The following is a 17,869-nucleotide window of genomic DNA, read 5'->3' as shown; positions in this document are numbered from 1 at the left end:
ATTCGCTTGACAAGCCTGAATCTAAATCTTGCCTAAAATGTGGGTCAAGGGGTGTTTCTTCAACCCGAATTTTGTACATTTGCAATCTGTAATCATGATAACCTTTGAAACGGATGAAAAGATTTTTTTCTATCATAACGCTTTGTACATGCCTGGTGGCGGGTGTTGCCGCGCAGGCACGCTTCACGTCGAGCACGCAGATGCAACACTTGGGGCAAATTGAGTGGAAGCGTCCCGTTACGGTGCAGTATACCGTCACCAACACGGGCAATGAACCGCTGGTTCTCAGTGAGGTGGAGCCCGATTGTGCCTGTACCGATGTCCGATGGACCAAGACACCCATTGCGCCTGGCGAAAAGGGAACGGTGGACGTAACCTTCGACGCCGAAGCCTTGGGACATTTTCAGAAGTCGGTCGCCATCTTTACCAATGCGGCTCCCCACCTGGTCTACCTGAAGTTCGACGGGGAAGTGGTGACCGAAATCAGTGACTTTACCCGTACACATCCCTATCAGATCGGTCAGATACGCATCGATCGGAATGAGATAGACTTCCCCGATGTACAGCGCGGAGAGCATCCAGTGATGTACCTCAGTGTCGTAAATCTCTCGGACAAGCCCTACGAGCCCGTGCTGATGCATCTCCCTTCCTATCTGACGATGGAAAGCAATCCGGAAGTATTGCAACAGGGCGAGCGTGGCACGGTGAAGTTGACGCTGAACTCCGAGAAGCTGACAGACTTGGGGTTGACCCAGTCATCTGTCTATCTGTCCCGCTTCCTGGGCGACAAGGTCGGTGAGGAGAACGAAATATCGGTTTCCGCCGTTCTGCTTCCCGACTTCTCCAACCTGACTGAAGCCGAACGTCTCAATGCGCCTGTCATCAGCCTTTTGGCCGACAGCATCGACTTGAGCCAGACACTGGCACGGAAGAAACGGGCCCATCAGGACATCACCTTGACCAATACCGGTCGTTCTCCCCTGCAGATCAGCAAATTGCAGGTGTTCCATCCGGCTGTGAATGTCCGTTTGAAGAAAACGGTGCTGGCTCCGGGCGAGTCTACCCGCCTGCGGGTATCTGTCACCAAACGGAACATCGGCAAACATCGCCGTCACCTGCGTCTGTTGCTGATCACCAATGACCCGATCCATCCGAAAGTAACCATCAACATTAAAGCCAAATAACTATGGAACATCCCGAAAACAACGAAGCATACAAGGGCTTGACCGTCAATGCCGGCGTGGAGCAGCCTGCATCTGTGAACCCCTATCTGAAGAATCGTCCGCGGCGCAAGAAGCGTGAATTGTCGGTAGCCGAATACGTGGACGGCATCGTCAAGGGTGATGTGACTGTTTTGAGTCAGGCTGTCACGTTGGTCGAAAGCGTGCGCTCCGAGCATCAGACCATCGCTCAGGAGGTCATCGAAAAGTGCCTTCCTTATTCAGGAAGTTCCATCCGAGTGGGCATCAGTGGCGTGCCGGGTGCCGGCAAGAGTACGTCCATCGATGTCTTCGGCCTCCATGTACTCGAACAATATGGCGGCAAGCTGGCCGTGCTGGCCATCGACCCCAGCAGCGAACGCAGCAAGGGCAGCATCTTGGGCGACAAGACCCGTATGGAGAAGCTGTCGGTTCATCCCAAGTCGTTCATCCGTCCCAGCCCGTCAGCCGGTTCACTGGGTGGCGTAGCCCGCAAGACGCGTGAAACAATCATCCTCTGCGAGGCGGCCGGTTTTGACAAGATTTTTGTGGAAACGGTCGGTGTCGGTCAGAGCGAGACTGCTGTCCACTCCATGGTCGATTTCTTCCTGCTCATCCAGTTGGCGGGAACGGGCGACGAACTGCAGGGCATCAAGCGTGGCATCATGGAGATGGCCGACGGCATTGTCATCAACAAAGCCGACGGCGACAATGTGGAGCGTGCCCGTCTGGCAGCTGCCCAGTTCCGCAATGCCCTCCACCTGTTTCCGGCTCCCGAAAGTGGCTGGACGCCCCAGGTTCTTATCTATTCCGGCTTCTATAATTTAGGAGTAAAAGAAATTTGGAACATGGTGTACCAATACATAGATTTTGTAAAAGCCAACGGCTATTTCGATTATCGTCGCAACGAGCAAAGCAAATACTGGATGTACGAGAGCATCAACGAACATTTGAAGGACAGCTTTTACCACAATCCCAAAATCCAGTCGATGCTGGCCGACCGTGAGCAGCAGGTCCTGCAAGGAAACCTGACGTCGTTTGTAGCCGCCAAGTCGTTGCTTGATACCTATTTTGAGGATATGAAGGGAAAATAATGTATAGTATTTTGCTTAAAAGGCGCCTTTCTATTCTTAATTAATAGTTATTAACGTATCATTGGGCGATATTCGTTGAAAAAATTGTGTTATATTAAAAAAAACTATATATTTGTCTCAATATACTTGTGAAGTTTAACCTTTGGTACCTTATTAATATAAATAAGTTGCAAAGATATTTCGCGGGTAAGGTTTGTGAGCGAATATGTTTATATTAATTTTAAAATGCTGAGATTATGAAAAAGATTTTAATGTTATTGGCAATGTCGGGTGTTGCTTTGGGTTCCATGGCACAGTCGGAGGCAAAACCGTCCGTTGATGCAGATCAGGACAAGTATGCAGTGGTTACCAATAAGTTTTGGGACAATTGGTTTATTTCTGCCGGTGTGGGTGGAAGTGTGTTGATGGGTGACTTTGATACCAATGTAGGTAATTTTGGTCAGCGGATAAGTCCGACAATCAACATCGCTGTTGGTAAGTGGTTCACTCCGGGTATCGGAGGGCGTTTGCAGTATAGCGGTTTGCAGGCCAGAGGTTTTGCTCCGTCTGCGTTGACAGATTATACTACGGGTGATATGGTGGACGGCGGTTACAAGCAGCGCTTTAATTACATGAATCTGCATGCCGACGCCATGTTCAATCTGAATGCCTTGTTTGGCGGTTACAATCCTAATCGTGTATATGAGATTATCCCTTATGTAGGTTTCGGCTTTACTCATAGCTATACGGAGGCTCATCGTCAGTGCATGTCTGCCAATGCAGGTTTGCTCAACCGTTTCCGTATCTCAGATGCTTGGGACATTAATTTGGAACTGAGCATTGTTGGTATGGAAGACAAATTTGATGCCGGTTTGGGTGGTAAGGGTTATGATGGTGTAGTCAGTGCTACGGTCGGCGTAACTTATCGTTTTGCAAAACGTGGATTTGACAAACCCAAACCACAGCTCATTTCGGAATCCGAGCTGGACCATATGCGTAATAAAATCAAGGAAATGGCAGCAGAAAACCAGCAATTGACTTCTGCTTTGGACCAAGCCAAGAAAGAGGCTGCTCAGAAGCCAGAACCTCAAGTAATCGTAAAACAGGATGTTACTCCTCGTACCGTATTCTTCACGATTGGTTCTGCCAAGGTGTCCAAGCGTGAGTCCATGAACCTCTCCTACATGGCTGAAACGATGAAGAACAACCCCGAAAGCACGTATGTAGTCAACGGATATGCTGATTCGGCTACGGGTACGCCTGAATTCAACCAGCAATTGGCCAAGAAGCGTGCCGAAGCTGTCATTAAAGTCTTGGTAGACGAATACGGAGTAGACGCTTCCCGTCTGTCTGTGGGCAAGACCGAGGCTGTTGATTCGTTTGGTGAGCCGATTTTGAACCGAGTTGTATTGGTGGAATCTTCCAAATAAATTGAGAACAGTTTCTTATAGATGATACCTCCTTTCGCGAAGAAAGGGGGCATCTCTTGTCTGATAATGGAATGGCGTGTGTTTGTCACACGCCATTTTTATTGGATGTAAGTTCGTACAATAAAAAAGCCATCTGAAAAGATGGCTTTTTGCTGATGGAATGGAAAAGGGGGGAATTATTCGGCAATCACGCCACATCCAACCAGACGCTCTACCCACGAACGGGCATCGGCCTCGGCACGGTCATGGTCTATGCCAAAGTGAGTCGTCAAAACAGCAGCAGCATCGGCTATTGTAAAGTCGCGTCCCTGTAACTCGTTCCAAAGCAGCAATGCTGTAGAATTGAGAGAAATCACTTTGGTCATGTCGGCATGCATAGCGCCTTGCCCCACAATGATATGTTCGCCAGCAATTTGACGAACTTTATACATATCTTTAATGTGCATAATTCGATAATCATTAATGGATATTCCAGCGACAAAAATAACAATTATTTTTAAGATTATGGTAGGATTGTGGGGAAAAAATTGATTAAAATATCACTTTATGCTATATTTGCACTCGTTTTGACCATCTGGATTCTATTTTATGACGACATTACAGGAACAATTCTTTGAACTGATAAGGGCCGGTTTGTGGGGGAAGCAGGCAAATCCCCAGTTGTTTGACAATCAGACCGATTGGAAAGAAATCTATCGGTCGGCTCGCGCGCAGGCTTTGCTGGGAGTCGTGTTCGACGGCGTGCAGTCTCTGCCAAAGGACAAGCTGCCTCCTCGGGCCCTTTACCTGCAATGGTGCAATGTCGTGTTGCAGATGGAGGAAAACAACCGCCTGTTGAACCGCGAACTGGGAAATCTGTATGCGCTCTTGCGCAAGGAGGGCATCGAGCCGGTACTGATGAAAGGTCAGGGGCTGGCGCAGAATTATCGGGAGCCTTTGCACCGCCAATGCGGTGACATCGACCTCTTTACAGGGTTGGACTATTATGAACGGGCTAACGAACTGTTGAGGCTGGAGGCCTCTTCCGAGGAAGAGGAATTGTACAAGCATGCCAGTTTCACCTGGCATGGTGTCATTGTCGAGAACCACCGGATCATGACACAGCTTAGCGCCCCCGGCGCCAACCGCAGGCTGCAGCGTGAAATCAGGCGCTGGTATACCGGTGGCGACTGCCGCAAGCGGACGATAGGGGCCGCTGAGGTGACGTTGCCGCCGTTGCCGTTTGACACGGTTTTCGTCTTGCTGCATGCCGTCCAGCATTTTCTGGACGAGGGGATCGGGCTTCGTCAGATCTGCGATTGGGCTTGCATGCTGTATGCCCAGCGCGACCTGCCGGGCAAGGAGGAGACAGCCGCCCTGCTGAAGAGCCTGGGCCTGGAAAAGGCAGCCAGGGTATTTGGCGTCATCGTCGTCCGCTATCTGGGACTTTCTGCGGAACATCTGCTTGTTCCATTCCAGGCGGCGGACATCCCTACTGCCGAGTGGCTGTTGACTGACATTTGGGCAGGCGGTAACTTCGGCAAGCACAATGCCGCCCAGTCCAAGCGCCCTGAGGGCTACTGGAGCGGCAAGTGGCATACGTTCGTCCGCGTGCTGAAGCGTAGCAGGGAGTGGGGGGCCATCGTACCGCAGGAAGCCCGCTGGCATCCGTTGGCGCTGGCGCTGCACTCGGCATCCATGCAATGGAAGAAGCGGATGCGTTAAGAATCCCGCTTCTTAAGGTTTCCGGAACCGTTTCAATACAAACAGCAACCCTCTTCTGAAAGGCCGCAGCTGGTACCACAGGGCCCCGCGCCGGAGCCACTTCCGGTCCGTGCAGTCCTGTACGCTGCCGTCAGCGTGGTAGATGTAGCGCAACAGGCCCAGCACGTCCTTTCGCTTTACACGTTCAAGGCGCATCAGGTTGCCGTCGCCCTGCATCAGGCATTCGTCTCCCGCGCTGCCCACGTACCGGTGCACCATGTACCGGCCTTCCCATTGGTAGAAGGGGCAACACCAGGCATGCATTTCCTCGTCGACGCTCAGGGGCACAATTTCCACCACGTCTTTTCCTCCGACGATAAACGGATACATGCTTTGTCCGTCGATGCGCACCTTCACGGCCTTCCCCTGGCGCAAGGCTTCGGCCGCCTCGGCCAGGAAGTCGTTCTCTACCACAATCTTTCTCATACTCCGAAGATAGTTTTGCAGGACAGGTGTGCCGCTTCCGCATTGGGCAGGCAGGCCAGGTGGTAGACAGGCACTTGGGTCAGGATGTCGTTCAGGACCTCGCTGATGGAGTCGTACAGCTTTTCATCATAGGCGAAGTCGGGAGGGCACGACGGGTGTAGGGCGGCGTATGCCTGCATCACGTTCAGCTTCCTGATTTCGTTGTAGGGAGCTTGCGACAGGCGCACACAGCCTACGAGCTCATGCATCTCCGTCTTGTAGCACGGCGTTTTTCCGCTCCAGGGGCTGCCATATACGTAGGGAATGCCGTTGTGTATGCGGACGATGGGGCTGTCGTCGTTCAGCAGGGTGGCTTCCGAAATATTCTCCCGCCACAGGCGGGTGTGGGTGCTTTTGCCGGTACCGCTTTCGCCCAGGAAAAGCACCGCCTTGTCGCGGAACACGATGGCGCTCGTATGGATAGCCACTGCCTTATGGGGGGCTATCAGGATGCCGAAGGCAATCCAGCAGGCAAAGCGCAGCAGGTTGTGGTCCAGATTCCCGTGGACATAGGCCTTGTTCGCTCCTTGCGGTACCCATATCTGGAGGGGATGGTCGTCGTATGCGTGGTAGCGTGTGGCAAACAAGTAACCTTTTTCGTAACGTCCGAAGCAGTTCTTTGTCAGTTCCTGTTCTGTTTGATAGAGTTTGGTTGTGAAGTCGGGAGCCGTTTCTTCGGTCCATGCGAGGTGGATTTGGGCTTCTCCGGTAGCTTCGGCTGCAAAAGGTTTGAAGCCTTCGATGGCTTCTACGGCCCTTACCAGCGGATCGCCTTCCATGCGGAGGCGGAATCCTGCAATCAGATAGTCTTGTATCATACTCTCATTTCTTATTTTAGCTTAAGTCAAATATGCGGTCGCACACCTTCAGCGAGCTCTCGCGGTGGGCGATGATGATCAGGGTCAGTTCGTGGTATTGCTCGGACAGTTCCTCCAGCGCCTGGTTGATTTCGCTTTCCGTCCGGCTGTCCAGTGCCGAGGTCGCCTCGTCGAAGAACAGCACCTCGGCCTTCTTGTAGAGCGCGCGTGCGATGCCGATGCGTTGCTTCTGCCCGCCGGACAGGCGGCTGCCGTATTCGCCCAGCGGGGTGTCCAGCCCTTGGGGAAGTTCTGCTGTCCAGTCCTTCAGGCTCACTTGTGTCAGCACCTCCATGACGCGTTGGCGGTCCGGGTGCGCGTCGCCTAGGGCCACGTTGTCCAGCAGCGAGCCCTCGATGATGAAGATTTCCTGCGGCACGTAGCCCACCAGTCGGTGCCACCCGTGGCGGTTGGCTGGGGTCAGCTTCCGGCCGTCCACCCGTATCTCTCCTTCTGTAGGCTCCAGGAACCCCAGCAGCAGGTTGAACAGGGTCGACTTGCCCGAGCCGCTGGGCCCTCTCACGCCGATGCGTTCGCCCCGGCGGATGGTGAGGTTCACGCCGCTGAACAGCAACTTGCCGTCGGGGAAGGCGAAGCCCAGGTTGTGCAGCGTCAGCTCGTGTTCGAAGGTGAACGGCTCTTCCTCTCCCTCTTCGGGCGCGCTGGCTTCGTTCAGTCCGTCCCGGACAATCTCGATGGAGTGGGAGGCGTTCTGCAGCGTCACCCAACTGTTCAGGATGCTGCGCATGGCTGGTATCAGGCGGAAGGCGGCGATGGCAAACACGCCGCTCACGATGCTCAGGTCGCCGCGACCGGCTCCTATCAGCAGGGCGATGCCTGCCACGATGGCCGCTTCGCTCAGGAACTGGGGGAACAGCTGGTAGCGTTCCATGCGCAGGCGGCTGCGCACGATGCTCTGCATGCCCTGGTCGAACGCCGTCAGCGAGGTGCCGAAGGCCTGGGCTATCTCCAGCTCGGCATAGCCGCGGAAGGCCTCGACCACCGTGCGGCTCTGCCTGCGTCTGGCCTCCAGCTCTTCCTGGCCATACAGGCGCAGCTTGCGTCTCACCACAGCGGTGTAGATCAGGGCCAGCGGCAGGAAGGCCGCGCACAGCAGCAGGCCGGCCACGGGCTCCCACACCACCAGGGTCACCATCATGAAGAGGATGAGGATGGCGTCGCCCGCTATGCGGAAGAGGGGCGAGAGCACGCAGAGGCAGAACAGGTAACATACATAGTTCACCTCGTGTCCCAGCTGCACGCTGCTCTTGCTCTTGAGGAACAGCAGGCCCCGGCGGTAGTAGTTGACGAACATCCTCCGGCTGAAGTCGCGGTACACCTCCAGCTGGAAGCTGCTCTCCACCCTTGCCAGGGCCACGACCAGGGCGTTCTTCAGCACCACGAAGCCCATCACCGCCAGGCAGAGCAGCAGCATCTGCGTCCGGCTGCCCTCGGGGCGCAGCACAGCCAGCAGTAGCGGTATCAGTGCCGCCACGCCCGCAAAGTCGAGCACGGCGCGTACCAGTACCGCCACGGCCACCTGCCAGCTGCGCCGGCGGGCTTTGGGAGGAAGCAGGGCAAGGATTTCTTTTATCATAACAGGTCGCAAAGTTACTCGCTTGCCGTGGTTTATGCAAATTTGGGGAGGAGAAAAAAGTTTCAGCTTTTCTTCGTCCTTCTGCTTTCCCCAGTCGTCCCCGATCGCTTATGCTACTCCTGCACTGGATGTGGGGTCTACAAGGTATTATGTGGGTAAAAACATTTTTTTGAACTATATTTTTGCATCCGATTATTTCCTAAGGGAAAAATTGGAGGAAGCATGAATGAGGTCTGACGGTTTCTGTTTCTGTATTATACAAAGAAAGGGGATAAACCAGATTAACACAATTCTGACTTATCCCCTTAATCCTATACAGGACTATTCAAGAGAATCTTATTTTGAGTTCTTAGTCCATGTTCCGTAAACTTCTACATTTCCTGTTGCAAGTTTATCAATTCCACACAGGATTTCAGCGCCTGCCTGAATAATCAGTTTGGCAGAATTATTAACTTCAACTGTACCTGTTCCCAAACCTAATTTTGCACCGCTTTCCAATATAGTAGTACCACTTTCTACAATAAATTTAGGTTGGTTTGTAGCACCCTTGAACCATACTTTGTTACCGTCTTCTCCCTTGATGTTCAAGTTTCCATCAACTATTACTGACAAGTCAGCTTCTTCACCAATAATTGCAACTTCTGTTTCATTTTCGGCCGGATCAATGGTCAATGTACCTGAAATATACAATATCTTAGCATTACTTTGTTTAACGAGATTTGCTACTTCTGAAGCTTTCTTTTCACCAGAAACATCTACATAGATTGATTCTTTAGTGGATTTCTGTACATACGGGCTACGAACTGTGTTGTCAACCAATCCCTCGCTATCAGGGTTGGATTGCAGACGGGCATCAGCGTCTTCCATTATAATAAATGAATTGTTGGTAATATTGTTGATGACACCGCTGTTCTCAATCATAGCATCGTATGTATATACCTTAGAACCAATGTTATAAGGGAAGGAACCCGTGTTGTTGTAGGCAGCACCACTTGGAACTACTATTGTACCAGTCTTGGCAACTACAATCTTACCGTTATTTTTACCCAGAATGCCAACCAAAGTCCAACTACCATTTACATAAATTTTACCATCTACATAACCACCGGTAACACTTATGGCATTATTGTCAATCTTACCTTTCAAGGTAGTCTTTTCATTGATTGTCACTTCGCCCCAGTTTTCAATACCATTTTCGGTATAAGTTGCATTTGATGCAAATACAACTTTACCAGTCACATCATTTGTGAAATCATCTGCCTTAGTTATAGTAAGGGTAATTGCTTTATCATTTGCACTATCGAATGTAATAGTACCCTTATTAACCAAATTGTTCGCAGTAAATGCATTACCTGCTACAACAATGCTGGCACCTTCTTCGTTGGTCAGAGAAGCAGGAGCAACTGCTGCAAAGTTGGCGCTCAGAGTCAGGTTGGCTTCATTAATAACAGCAAGCTTATTACCATCTACAAACTGAACGCGGTTCAGGGCATTGGCCGGAGCATCAGTCGGAATCGTTACTTTTGCTGTACCTTCGAGTTGCAGATTCAGTTTGCTGTTGGCAGCCAATACATCGTAAACGGCCTTGCTCAAGGTTACATCGTTGGCGATATTGGCTTTAATGGTACCCTGTGTATTCTTGTTCCAAGTAACCAAGTCTTCCAGGTCACGAGTAGAAGAGACTTCCATTGAATTAGGAGTAGCAAAAGCTTTTTCATCCAATGTGATGTAAGTGATATGGCCATCGTTGTATTCATACGTCGTCAGAGGATTCTGAACCTTGATATCATCTTTATTAGTATCATTTGGATCATTTGAATTCAATGCAACTGTAACCAGTCCCTTGTCTGTGTAGAGTTCCAATTTGAGGCCGTCCAATTTACCATCAGTACCATTATCCAGCATGCTTGCAGGAGGAAGCATGATGTATGAAGTGAATTTATCTCCGTTGTTCAGCGTCTGACCCTTTTCGCCGAATACCAAGCAAACTTTAGAGGTAACATCGTCGTCATTCTTGCTGACAATTTTCATGATTTCTGCTCTTTGAGTATCTGCATTCATGCTTGCAAATTTGTAGTTTTCAAAACCACCAGTTGCCGGTTTCACTTCCAGTACAGTAGGGAAATTTATAGGATTTGCTCCTTCGTCTGTACCAGTAATTGCAATTCTGTATACAGTGAACGGGTTACCCGTATTATTGGTAATGTTGAAAGCTGGGAAAGCCAGCAACGGTTCCATCGTCAGGTTGGTGATAACCTCATGATCGCCTTTTGTTGGGTCGGCTACAATCGGTGCATATGCTGCAAACAGCTGGTTATCCAGTACACTTGAAGTGGCAGCGCCGTCTTCCAATACCTGGTTTGTAGGAACGATAATGCGGATAGGAGTACGCTTGCCACCCAGGTTGCTGTTGTACGGATAGTAGAAGAAGTAGTTACCTTCCTGCATTACAGCTTCCGTATTTGTCCAGTTACCGCCTTCCTGACGTGTGAAAGGATAGTTACTTTGGATATAGTCTTGCAATTCAAATTGAGAGAACCAAGTAGGATTTTCGCCCAAAAATTCATCCATCAGACAGGCTCCGAACTTGTCTCCGTTTTCCCACTTGTATTTGCCATCAAAGGCCAGACGTGTAGTAGGTTCATCGAATCTGATGGTCACATTTTCCACTACCTTGCGGTTACTCAAGGAAGTGTTTTCATTGCTGTTCAGCAGTTCTTCCTGCGAACAGGCTACCAAAAGCAATGGCATTGCCATCGCAGCCAAATGTCTTGTCTTCATTTTCTTTATAAATAATTTGTTTACGTTTCTTTTCGATTTGCTTCAAATAGTGAAACTCACCTTAAACTCTCATAAAAGAACAGACTTTCGCCTCTTCTTATTCCGGCAGATTTACATCACCACCACCGAAACTAGGATCTGATGCTGATGCAGAATAACCTTTTTCAACCATTACCTCCAGAATTTCCACTTCCGGAGCTACATAAAACTTTTCCATTTCCATAATTTTTTTAGCTTTAAATTGTTAATAATTAATAAATAATTGTTTAATGTTCGACAAAATGTTTTTTGATATCTCCTTTCTACTTATATCTATTCTCTTCTCTACCGGTGAATGAAACTTTTTCATCTTCCGATGTCCAGCTTCAGCCGCGGCGCTTATACCTTATTATATATATGGACATTCACGCCTTCCCGCTTCTTTCACCACCCCCCTTCCACAGCACACTACAGGGCATATTTCTGGCTGCAAAGTAACGAACAAATTTCCTAAATAGATTTCAGATATATGTAGCTGATTATCAGACGTTACGAAAACTGAGAAATGTGAAAATACTACTGAAATGACAATCTTGAAGAATCTGCTTTCCTGTCCTTATCCTCCTTGCTGACAACCGGTTATGGAAACGGGAGACAGAGAATGATATTATACTTCTACGGGATTGACACCAGATTCCGGCACCAGTCATGAAATCGATAAACAGCTGTGTGCGAGGGATAAGGAGAGGAAACAGAGGTAAAGAAGAGGACGGTCTGACACCACAACACGACACCACTACCCAAACGGATGTCAGGATAACGGACAAAAAAATCCCCGCCCGTCAACGGTTGCGACGGGCGGGGTACATACACTCTATAAAACTACAAATGGGGGCTGATAGAGAAATATTCTTTTACACCACCTCTTCCGCCTCCAGTTTCCAGCCGCGGAACAGCAGGATGAGGAGGCGCAGGGTGGTGTGCCCCTTGCTCTTCTGCACCTTCTCGTCCGCGGCATAGCGGTGCAACTGACTGGCAGCCTGCTCCTTCAGGGCAGCCAAATCGGCGGGGGTGGCGTCGCGGCGGGCGTACTTCACCTCCACCAGGTAGCTGTAGGCGATGTCGGGCTGGCGCTGCAGGTCGGGCATCATGTAGAAGTCGGCATAGCCTTTTGAGGATTCGTGCTCGGGCAGGATCGTGTAGCCCCTGGTCAGGCCCAGGTAGGCCAGCAGGAAGCCTTTTACGTGCGCTTCGCCCTCGATGAATTCGCGCACCGCGCTCTGACGTTCCAGCTCCGCGGCAAAGTAGCGGAACACCGGTTCCCACTCGCCGTGCAGAGCCATGCCCTTGACCAGGTCGGAGAGGACGGACAAGTCGAGCGCGAAAAGCGAGGCGTCCCGGTACGCCTCCACCAGATAGGTGTACAGCTGCTCGCGGACCGTCAGGTTGGGGATGCCCAGGATGGTGTCCCCGAAGTCCGTGCCCTGTATGGACAGCATTCCGAAGTAGAACAGCAGGCTCTTGAAGTTGTCCGTCTCCACCATCCGCTCGGCGGGGAAGGAGGTTGCGATGGAGGCGGTGACGCGCCCCTCGGACACCAGCTGCTGGATGACGGAGGTGTTCTTGCCCAACCGCCTGTCCACCTGCACCAGGTGGCGCAGCTTGCCGTAGTCCGTGCGGATGTTGTTGTCCACCATCGCCTCGGGCGGCATCTGCTGCTGGATATAGTTGTTGAGGTAGTAGAGTGCCATGTCCGAATTGAACATGTGTTCGTCCGCTTTCCGTGAGGAGAAGCAGTAATTGTCGTACCACGGCTTCATCTCCTCCAGCAGGCCGTCCACCGTCACGTCTGCGGGCAGCGCACCTTCCGGCTGGTAATAGCCGACCATCCGGCGCACTTCTTCCGTACTGAAACCGATGATGCCGTTGAACTGCGGCAGCAGGCTGATGTTCGTCCCGATGTTGAAGCCGCTGGTCACGTCGTCCATCGTCACGGGGCTGACGCCCGTGATGAACAGGCGGTCGATGGCCGCGCCCGGTCCGGTCGTGGCGGCCTTGATGGTGTTGAAGAACTCCCGGATGAAGCCTTCGCCATGGGTCGTCCGGCGGTAGCGTTCCGTGCCGTACGTGGCCAGGAGCGTGTTGGTGAAGTTGTCGTACTCGTCAATCAGCAGATAGATGTGCGGGCAGCCCGTACGCGAGATATGGCGGTTCAGAGCCGAGAGCATGGCGCTGGGATCGGTGTCGTCCGCCTTCACCACCTTCCACACGTCACTGCCCAGCAGGGCCTCGTGCCCGATGATGAAATCCTTGATCACCATGCAGCAGTAGGCCTTGAACGACCGCTCCACCTCATCGGGGTTGGAGGTCACTTCCGAGAAGTTGAACCGGAGCGCCAGATACTTGTTGCGCAACGGCGTGGGGTGCTGCCCGATGTACAGCCCGCTGAACAGTTCGTCGAACCTCTCCCGGTAGTCGATGCTGTAGTAAGTCTCCAGCATGGCCATAAACAAGGACTTGCCGAAGCGGCGGGGGCGCAGCAGGAACAGAAAGTTCGGCTGGTTCTCCAGCAGCTCGATGTAGCGGGTCTTGTCCACGTAGTAGTAGTCCTCCGAGATGAGTCGGGGGAAGTCCGAAAGTCCGTAGGGTAGTTTCTTCATGGCGGTGATGTTTAATCCTAAAAGCAAAGATAGTGCAAACCGAGAGAAGTACAAAGCAAAAGCCGTGTTTTTGCTTTTACTTCCGAGGTGCAGCCTGTCTTATCGAAAGATAGTGCAAACCGAGAAATAGAATAGAGTAGCCTTTTCCATTGCCAATTCAAAACCATTTCCTGTGTGTAATACAATCATTTCTCTATTGGCGGCTTGAACTAATCATTTCATCATTCCTTTAACACGCAAAGTGTATATTTGCGGGGAATTGATACGCACCCGTACACTTTTATCAAAATAGCCGGATTGGCTGCCATTCCCATCAAAAGTAACGATAATTTTCCCATTTTCTCTGGGATGTACAATTTCTTGTGAATATTCCGCGGAGATGCATTTGCACGACGGTTCCACATGGAGGATAACTACCGGTACCGTTCCTGTATTTTTGAAGCTAAATTCACACGTTTGAATGGGATTAGCTATAGAAAACAGTCCCAACTGTCGGATTGTGTCTTTAAAGACGATTTTCCCTTCATAAATGTCTTTTTTCTCTTTATTAACTTGTTGATTGCAGGAAACCACCATTACAGTTGCTAATGCAATACTTATCAATCGAGTAATCTGCATAATGGATATATGTTTTATATTAAAAACAAACAGGCCTCCGGATAACCACCGGAGGCCTGTCCTGTTATTTATCGCTTTCTTCTGTTAAGGAAGAAAGGTTTGTTCTCATTCCACTACAATCGGTTTACCGCTGAACTTACCGCCTTCAACCAACTTCGTACAAGTCACGTAAGCGATGTTCATACCAACTGCTTTTTCTACGATTGTGAAAGAACCGTCCTTTTGGACTTCAATGGTTCCGCTGACTTCCAGAGTCTTGTCTTGAGATTTATCACGATTATAGAACTTAGCATGACCACCGTTCACAACGGTCAGATTCTTGGCTGTCATGTTACGAACATCAGTTCCTATATTAAACACGTCAGCAATAGTTACGTCACCATTAATCTGCAAATCACGAACGTTAGCTGCTACAGCCAATTTAGCTTTGGCATCAAGATTCCCGTTCACTATAATTGTTGCATATCCAACAAGTACATTTTTACCATCCTTTAATTCGTAAATAGCATCTGATTCTTCTATTCTCAAATCACCACTATTGACAGTCAACTTACCGATAGTAATGGCTTTAGCCGGGTCAAATATTGTTGATGCTGCAGAAACGATGATGTTCACATCCTTACCATTGTGTTGTTGAGCCTTTGCAAAGTAGAAAGTACCGCCACTAATGATTTCAATAGTACTACAAGCTGTCTTGTTCTCGTAAGCTTCGTTCATACGGTTTTCACCGTCAACCTTACAGATATAGTCTCCGTTTTCGCCGAAAGTCATGTACTGGGTAGCACCGCCTACCTTAGAACCAACATTGTCGATGAATGTACCGTTGTTCTTGAAGTTCTTACCCGCAGAAGCAACAGTCGTACCTTGGGCATCCAGCATACTGAAGTCACCCTTCACTTCGAAAGTACCGTTGTTGTTGACTGTACCACCTTTTACGGCGACTTCAGCTTTATCTGCAACCGTGGCCGTCGCACCCTTATCCAATGTCAACGTACCGTATATTGCAACTTTTGAATTATCTGCGAAGCTAACAGTTCCTTCTGATTCGATAACAGCATTGGCGTCGACAACAGCGCCAGTAGCAGTAAATTCGATCGTACCAGGCTTGGCAGGAGTAGCCTCACCGACAGTCGTTGTAACATTGCCATAGATGGTAGCACCAGCTACAGAAAGCTTACCGCCAGCGGTTCCTGAACAGCAGCTCTTACCTTCTACTACAACAGCAGACTTGATAGCTGAATTGATGTCCAAGGACAAAGTCTTATCTTCCGGAACAATCAATTTGTCTCCCTCAATGGTCACCCATGCCGGAACAGTAGTTGTAGCCTCTGTTAAAGTGATATCACCCAAAACTTTGATGATAGTTGCCTTGTCTTCAGTTAAGGAACCGCAAGCTGAAATAGCAGCGTTTAAAGTTGCCTGGTCGACAGCATAATAAACTTTCTTGAAATCTTTTGCAGAATATGTAGCTACCAGTTCTCTACCTTCGCCGGCTGCAATCTCAAAATCACCGATTTTACACTCAGCCCATGTATCATCATCAGCTTGTACCATCACGGTCAGATCAGAAATCTTGGCAGGAAGAGCAGTCAGATAAACCTTGGAATCATTTCCACCATCTTTAGTGATTGTTAATTTATTAGCAGAAGGTTCCATGTTAACCAAGATAGTTTTGCTGGTAGCAACCACCTTTGAGTAAAGTGCTGTACCTGTTGCACCGGCAGCAATTTTGGCGGGACTCAGCAACGCTTCCTTTACGAAAGAACTGGCGGGACTGTAAAGCATCACTGTTTTAATACTCTTAGTCAAATCACCATCGTCGGCACTCTTCAGAACGACGCGAACAACGCCCGACAGATTCTTGAAGCCAAAGCCTTCTGCCTGTTGTCCGCCCGTGATGGTAGCCACATTTGTGTAACGGAAAGTGTTGTCAGACAGCTGAAAATCTGTTGCATCGTTCTTCATCATTTCATTGAACTCAACAACTGAAGTGGCAGGAATGGCACCGGCATCCTTAAAATCTGCGTTGTACGGATAATAGGCGATGTATTGTCCGCCAAAGATAGCCTTGTTACAAGTCTTGTAAACACCAGAGTTGAGATTCATCCCATCAATCGTCAAGGCTGTTGTACCATCGGCTCCCAACTTACTATCACCAATAACACCACTAGAAGACAACATAGCCTTTGTTACAGCTTCTTTACCGTCAGTAGCAGCAGCGGAAAGTTTCAAATCCGAGTACAACCAGCCATTAGTCAAGTCACTTTCGTCACAAGGATTGAAAACTGCACTTTCCTGAGCCTTACCCAACCAACCGTTGTGGAAGAATTCATAGTTCGTATAAACCTGCTCTCCTGCTCCGCTATTTCCAATCCAGCAAAGACCGATAGATGGAGCATCTACCAACTCCATTTATAGGAATAGAGTTATTTCCACCTACACTCTTTGCGATAGGAGAAAAAACATTAGTCAGCACGTCGTCGTTTAACTCCCAGTGAGTACGTGTAGAGGCATTGTCTACACCCACTGCGCCAATCATAAAGTTTTCGCTCAGTTCAATCATGCCAGACTGCTCGATTGCGCCGTTTTCAGTAACAAAATCCTCATTGTTACATGCTACAAACATAGAGCCTGTAGCAGCGGCCAAAGCGAATGATGTCAAAACTACTTTTGTTTTCATTTGATTTGTTTTTATTATTAATAATAAATATATTTCTCAGAAAAATAGCAGCTTAGCCGAAAGTAATGTCTTCAGAGCCACCATTTTCCAGACTTCCTGCGAAGCCCTTCTCCACAGCTACCTCCAGAACTTCCACTTCCGGAGCTACATAAAACTTTTCCATTTCCATAATTTTTAGTTTTTAAATGTTAGTAATAAAATAAATATCTGTTTCAGTCAATAGTCAGTTGCTTTTCTGTTGCGGTTTCCGCCGGGCATTTCCGCCGCGCGTCTACACCTTATTATATATATAGGCTTCCACGCCTCCCCGCTTCTCTTACCACCCCCTTCCACAGCACACTACAGGGCACATTTCTGGCTGCAAAGTAACGAACAAATTTCCTAAATACAAAATAAAAAGTCTTTTTTTTGTATTTATGAACCCGGATGAACCGTATTTTAACGTTTCCCTCTTCCATTTCTCCAGAAGGTTGCCCGTTGTTGAGTAATTTGCTTCTATCTGTTTTTTTTTCATCATTTACTCTTTTTTCACTTGTTCAGCCTTATTTTTTGTGCTTATTTCAGGGTCAAAGATATAGCTTTTCTCTGTAATAGCAAACAATTTTGTGCATTTTTCTTAGATTATTCTTAAAAATGTTTTCAAATCTTTCCCCAAGGCATCAGTGAAGGGGCGGCTTCTTCCTGGTTCATTGGCAGTAGATATGGGTGTCTTTTCTTTTTCGGACCTTGCTTTCAGCTGTTTTTATTATTTCTTGTGCGGGCGTTCATGTCTGTACGAATTCCGGTT

14 protein-coding genes are annotated in these 17,869 nt (G+C 49.2%); 4 read left to right on the top strand and 10 right to left on the bottom strand.

Annotation, left to right across the window (positions count from 1 at the left end):
- The first annotated feature begins 113 nt into the window (after nucleotides 1–113).
- The 3 genes from BQ7483_RS12405 to BQ7483_RS12395 all read left to right on the top strand — a co-directional run bounded on the left by BQ7483_RS12405 (nucleotide 114) and on the right by BQ7483_RS12395 (nucleotide 3,702).
- Entirely contained in the window at nucleotides 114–1,184 is a 1,071-nt protein-coding gene (locus tag BQ7483_RS12405) for a DUF1573 domain-containing protein (protein ID WP_072546100.1), read from the top strand.
- 2 nt (nucleotides 1,185–1,186) lie between these two features.
- Nucleotides 1,187–2,293 (top strand): methylmalonyl Co-A mutase-associated GTPase MeaB, encoded by a 1,107-nt coding sequence (gene meaB, locus BQ7483_RS12400; RefSeq protein ID WP_022021638.1) that lies wholly within the window; start codon nucleotides 1,187–1,189, stop codon nucleotides 2,291–2,293.
- 236 nt (nucleotides 2,294–2,529) lie between these two features.
- Entirely contained in the window at nucleotides 2,530–3,702 is a 1,173-nt protein-coding gene (locus BQ7483_RS12395; protein ID WP_022021637.1) for an OmpA family protein, read from the top strand.
- 176 nt (nucleotides 3,703–3,878) lie between these two features.
- Here the strand turns inward: BQ7483_RS12395 and BQ7483_RS12390 are convergent, their stop codons facing one another.
- On the bottom strand, nucleotides 3,879–4,079 hold the full coding sequence (locus BQ7483_RS12390) for a PqqD family protein (RefSeq protein ID WP_317041274.1): 201 nt from the start codon (nucleotides 4,077–4,079) through the stop codon (nucleotides 3,879–3,881).
- Between the two features lie 211 nt (nucleotides 4,080–4,290).
- Between BQ7483_RS12390 and BQ7483_RS12385 the strand changes: the two genes are divergently transcribed.
- Entirely contained in the window at nucleotides 4,291–5,406 is a 1,116-nt protein-coding gene (locus tag BQ7483_RS12385) for a nucleotidyltransferase domain-containing protein (RefSeq protein WP_072546099.1), read from the top strand.
- Nucleotides 5,407–5,418: 12 nt separating this feature from the next.
- Here the strand turns inward: BQ7483_RS12385 and BQ7483_RS12380 are convergent, their stop codons facing one another.
- The 9 genes from BQ7483_RS12380 to BQ7483_RS12345 all read right to left on the bottom strand — a co-directional run bounded on the left by BQ7483_RS12380 (nucleotide 5,419) and on the right by BQ7483_RS12345 (nucleotide 17,082).
- Complete coding sequence (locus BQ7483_RS12380; protein WP_072546098.1) at nucleotides 5,419–5,871, bottom strand: hypothetical protein; 453 nt, start codon at nucleotides 5,869–5,871, stop codon at nucleotides 5,419–5,421.
- Entirely contained in the window at nucleotides 5,868–6,728 is an 861-nt protein-coding gene (locus BQ7483_RS12375) for a hypothetical protein (RefSeq protein ID WP_072546097.1), read from the bottom strand. The genes BQ7483_RS12380 and BQ7483_RS12375 overlap by 4 nt, the downstream gene beginning before the upstream one ends.
- 16 nt (nucleotides 6,729–6,744) lie before the next feature.
- Nucleotides 6,745–8,364 (bottom strand): ABC transporter ATP-binding protein, encoded by a 1,620-nt coding sequence (locus BQ7483_RS12370; protein WP_072546096.1) that lies wholly within the window; start codon nucleotides 8,362–8,364, stop codon nucleotides 6,745–6,747.
- A 336-nt stretch (nucleotides 8,365–8,700) separates the two neighbouring features.
- Nucleotides 8,701–11,145: a hypothetical protein gene (locus tag BQ7483_RS12365; protein ID WP_072546095.1), complete on the bottom strand. Its 2,445-nt coding sequence runs from the start codon at nucleotides 11,143–11,145 to the stop codon at nucleotides 8,701–8,703.
- Between the two features lie 97 nt (nucleotides 11,146–11,242).
- Entirely contained in the window at nucleotides 11,243–11,368 is a 126-nt protein-coding gene (locus BQ7483_RS18185; RefSeq protein WP_262493922.1) for a hypothetical protein, read from the bottom strand.
- 670 nt (nucleotides 11,369–12,038) lie between these two features.
- The gene (locus BQ7483_RS12360) at nucleotides 12,039–13,784 is read right to left on the bottom strand and encodes an ATP-binding protein (RefSeq protein ID WP_072546094.1); all 1,746 of its coding nucleotides are present in this window, start codon (nucleotides 13,782–13,784) and stop codon (nucleotides 12,039–12,041) included.
- Nucleotides 13,785–13,997: 213 nt separating this feature from the next.
- Nucleotides 13,998–14,402 carry a DUF1573 domain-containing protein gene (locus tag BQ7483_RS12355; RefSeq protein WP_072546093.1) on the bottom strand — a complete coding sequence of 135 codons (405 nt, stop codon included), beginning with the start codon at nucleotides 14,400–14,402 and terminating at the stop codon, nucleotides 13,998–14,000.
- A gap of 105 nt (nucleotides 14,403–14,507) precedes the next feature.
- Nucleotides 14,508–16,814, bottom strand: a complete 2,307-nt coding sequence (locus tag BQ7483_RS12350; protein ID WP_139247650.1) for a hypothetical protein — start codon at nucleotides 16,812–16,814, stop codon at nucleotides 14,508–14,510.
- Nucleotides 16,765–17,082 carry a hypothetical protein gene (locus BQ7483_RS12345; protein ID WP_072546091.1) on the bottom strand — a complete coding sequence of 106 codons (318 nt, stop codon included), beginning with the start codon at nucleotides 17,080–17,082 and terminating at the stop codon, nucleotides 16,765–16,767. The genes BQ7483_RS12350 and BQ7483_RS12345 overlap by 50 nt, the downstream gene beginning before the upstream one ends.
- Nucleotides 17,083–17,869: the final 787 nt, after the last annotated feature.

Origin of the sequence: Mediterranea massiliensis (genome assembly GCF_900128475.1) — a bacterium.
Classification (GTDB): domain Bacteria; phylum Bacteroidota; class Bacteroidia; order Bacteroidales; family Bacteroidaceae; genus Bacteroides; species Bacteroides massiliensis_E.
The sequence above is the reverse complement of the archived record's forward strand: the minus strand, read 5'-3'. Positions and strand labels throughout refer to the sequence as shown.

Coding starts and splice junctions, on each gene's coding strand:
- BQ7483_RS12405 (WP_072546100.1), top strand. CDS start 114: ATGAAAAGATTTTTTTCTATCATAACGCTTTGTACATGCCTGGTGGCG.
- meaB (WP_022021638.1), top strand. CDS start 1,187: ATGGAACATCCCGAAAACAACGAAGCATACAAGGGCTTGACCGTCAAT.
- BQ7483_RS12395 (WP_022021637.1), top strand. CDS start 2,530: ATGAAAAAGATTTTAATGTTATTGGCAATGTCGGGTGTTGCTTTGGGT.
- BQ7483_RS12390 (WP_317041274.1), bottom strand. CDS start 4,079: ATGCATGCCGACATGACCAAAGTGATTTCTCTCAATTCTACAGCATTG.
- BQ7483_RS12385 (WP_072546099.1), top strand. CDS start 4,291: ATGACGACATTACAGGAACAATTCTTTGAACTGATAAGGGCCGGTTTG.
- BQ7483_RS12380 (WP_072546098.1), bottom strand. CDS start 5,871: ATGAGAAAGATTGTGGTAGAGAACGACTTCCTGGCCGAGGCGGCCGAA.
- BQ7483_RS12375 (WP_072546097.1), bottom strand. CDS start 6,728: ATGATACAAGACTATCTGATTGCAGGATTCCGCCTCCGCATGGAAGGC.
- BQ7483_RS12370 (WP_072546096.1), bottom strand. CDS start 8,364: ATGATAAAAGAAATCCTTGCCCTGCTTCCTCCCAAAGCCCGCCGGCGC.
- BQ7483_RS12365 (WP_072546095.1), bottom strand. CDS start 11,145: ATGAAGACAAGACATTTGGCTGCGATGGCAATGCCATTGCTTTTGGTA.
- BQ7483_RS18185 (WP_262493922.1), bottom strand. CDS start 11,368: ATGGAAATGGAAAAGTTTTATGTAGCTCCGGAAGTGGAAATTCTGGAG.
- BQ7483_RS12360 (WP_072546094.1), bottom strand. CDS start 13,784: ATGAAGAAACTACCCTACGGACTTTCGGACTTCCCCCGACTCATCTCG.
- BQ7483_RS12355 (WP_072546093.1), bottom strand. CDS start 14,402: ATGCAGATTACTCGATTGATAAGTATTGCATTAGCAACTGTAATGGTG.
- BQ7483_RS12350 (WP_139247650.1), bottom strand. CDS start 16,814: ATGGAGTTGGTAGATGCTCCATCTATCGGTCTTTGCTGGATTGGAAAT.
- BQ7483_RS12345 (WP_072546091.1), bottom strand. CDS start 17,082: ATGAAAACAAAAGTAGTTTTGACATCATTCGCTTTGGCCGCTGCTACA.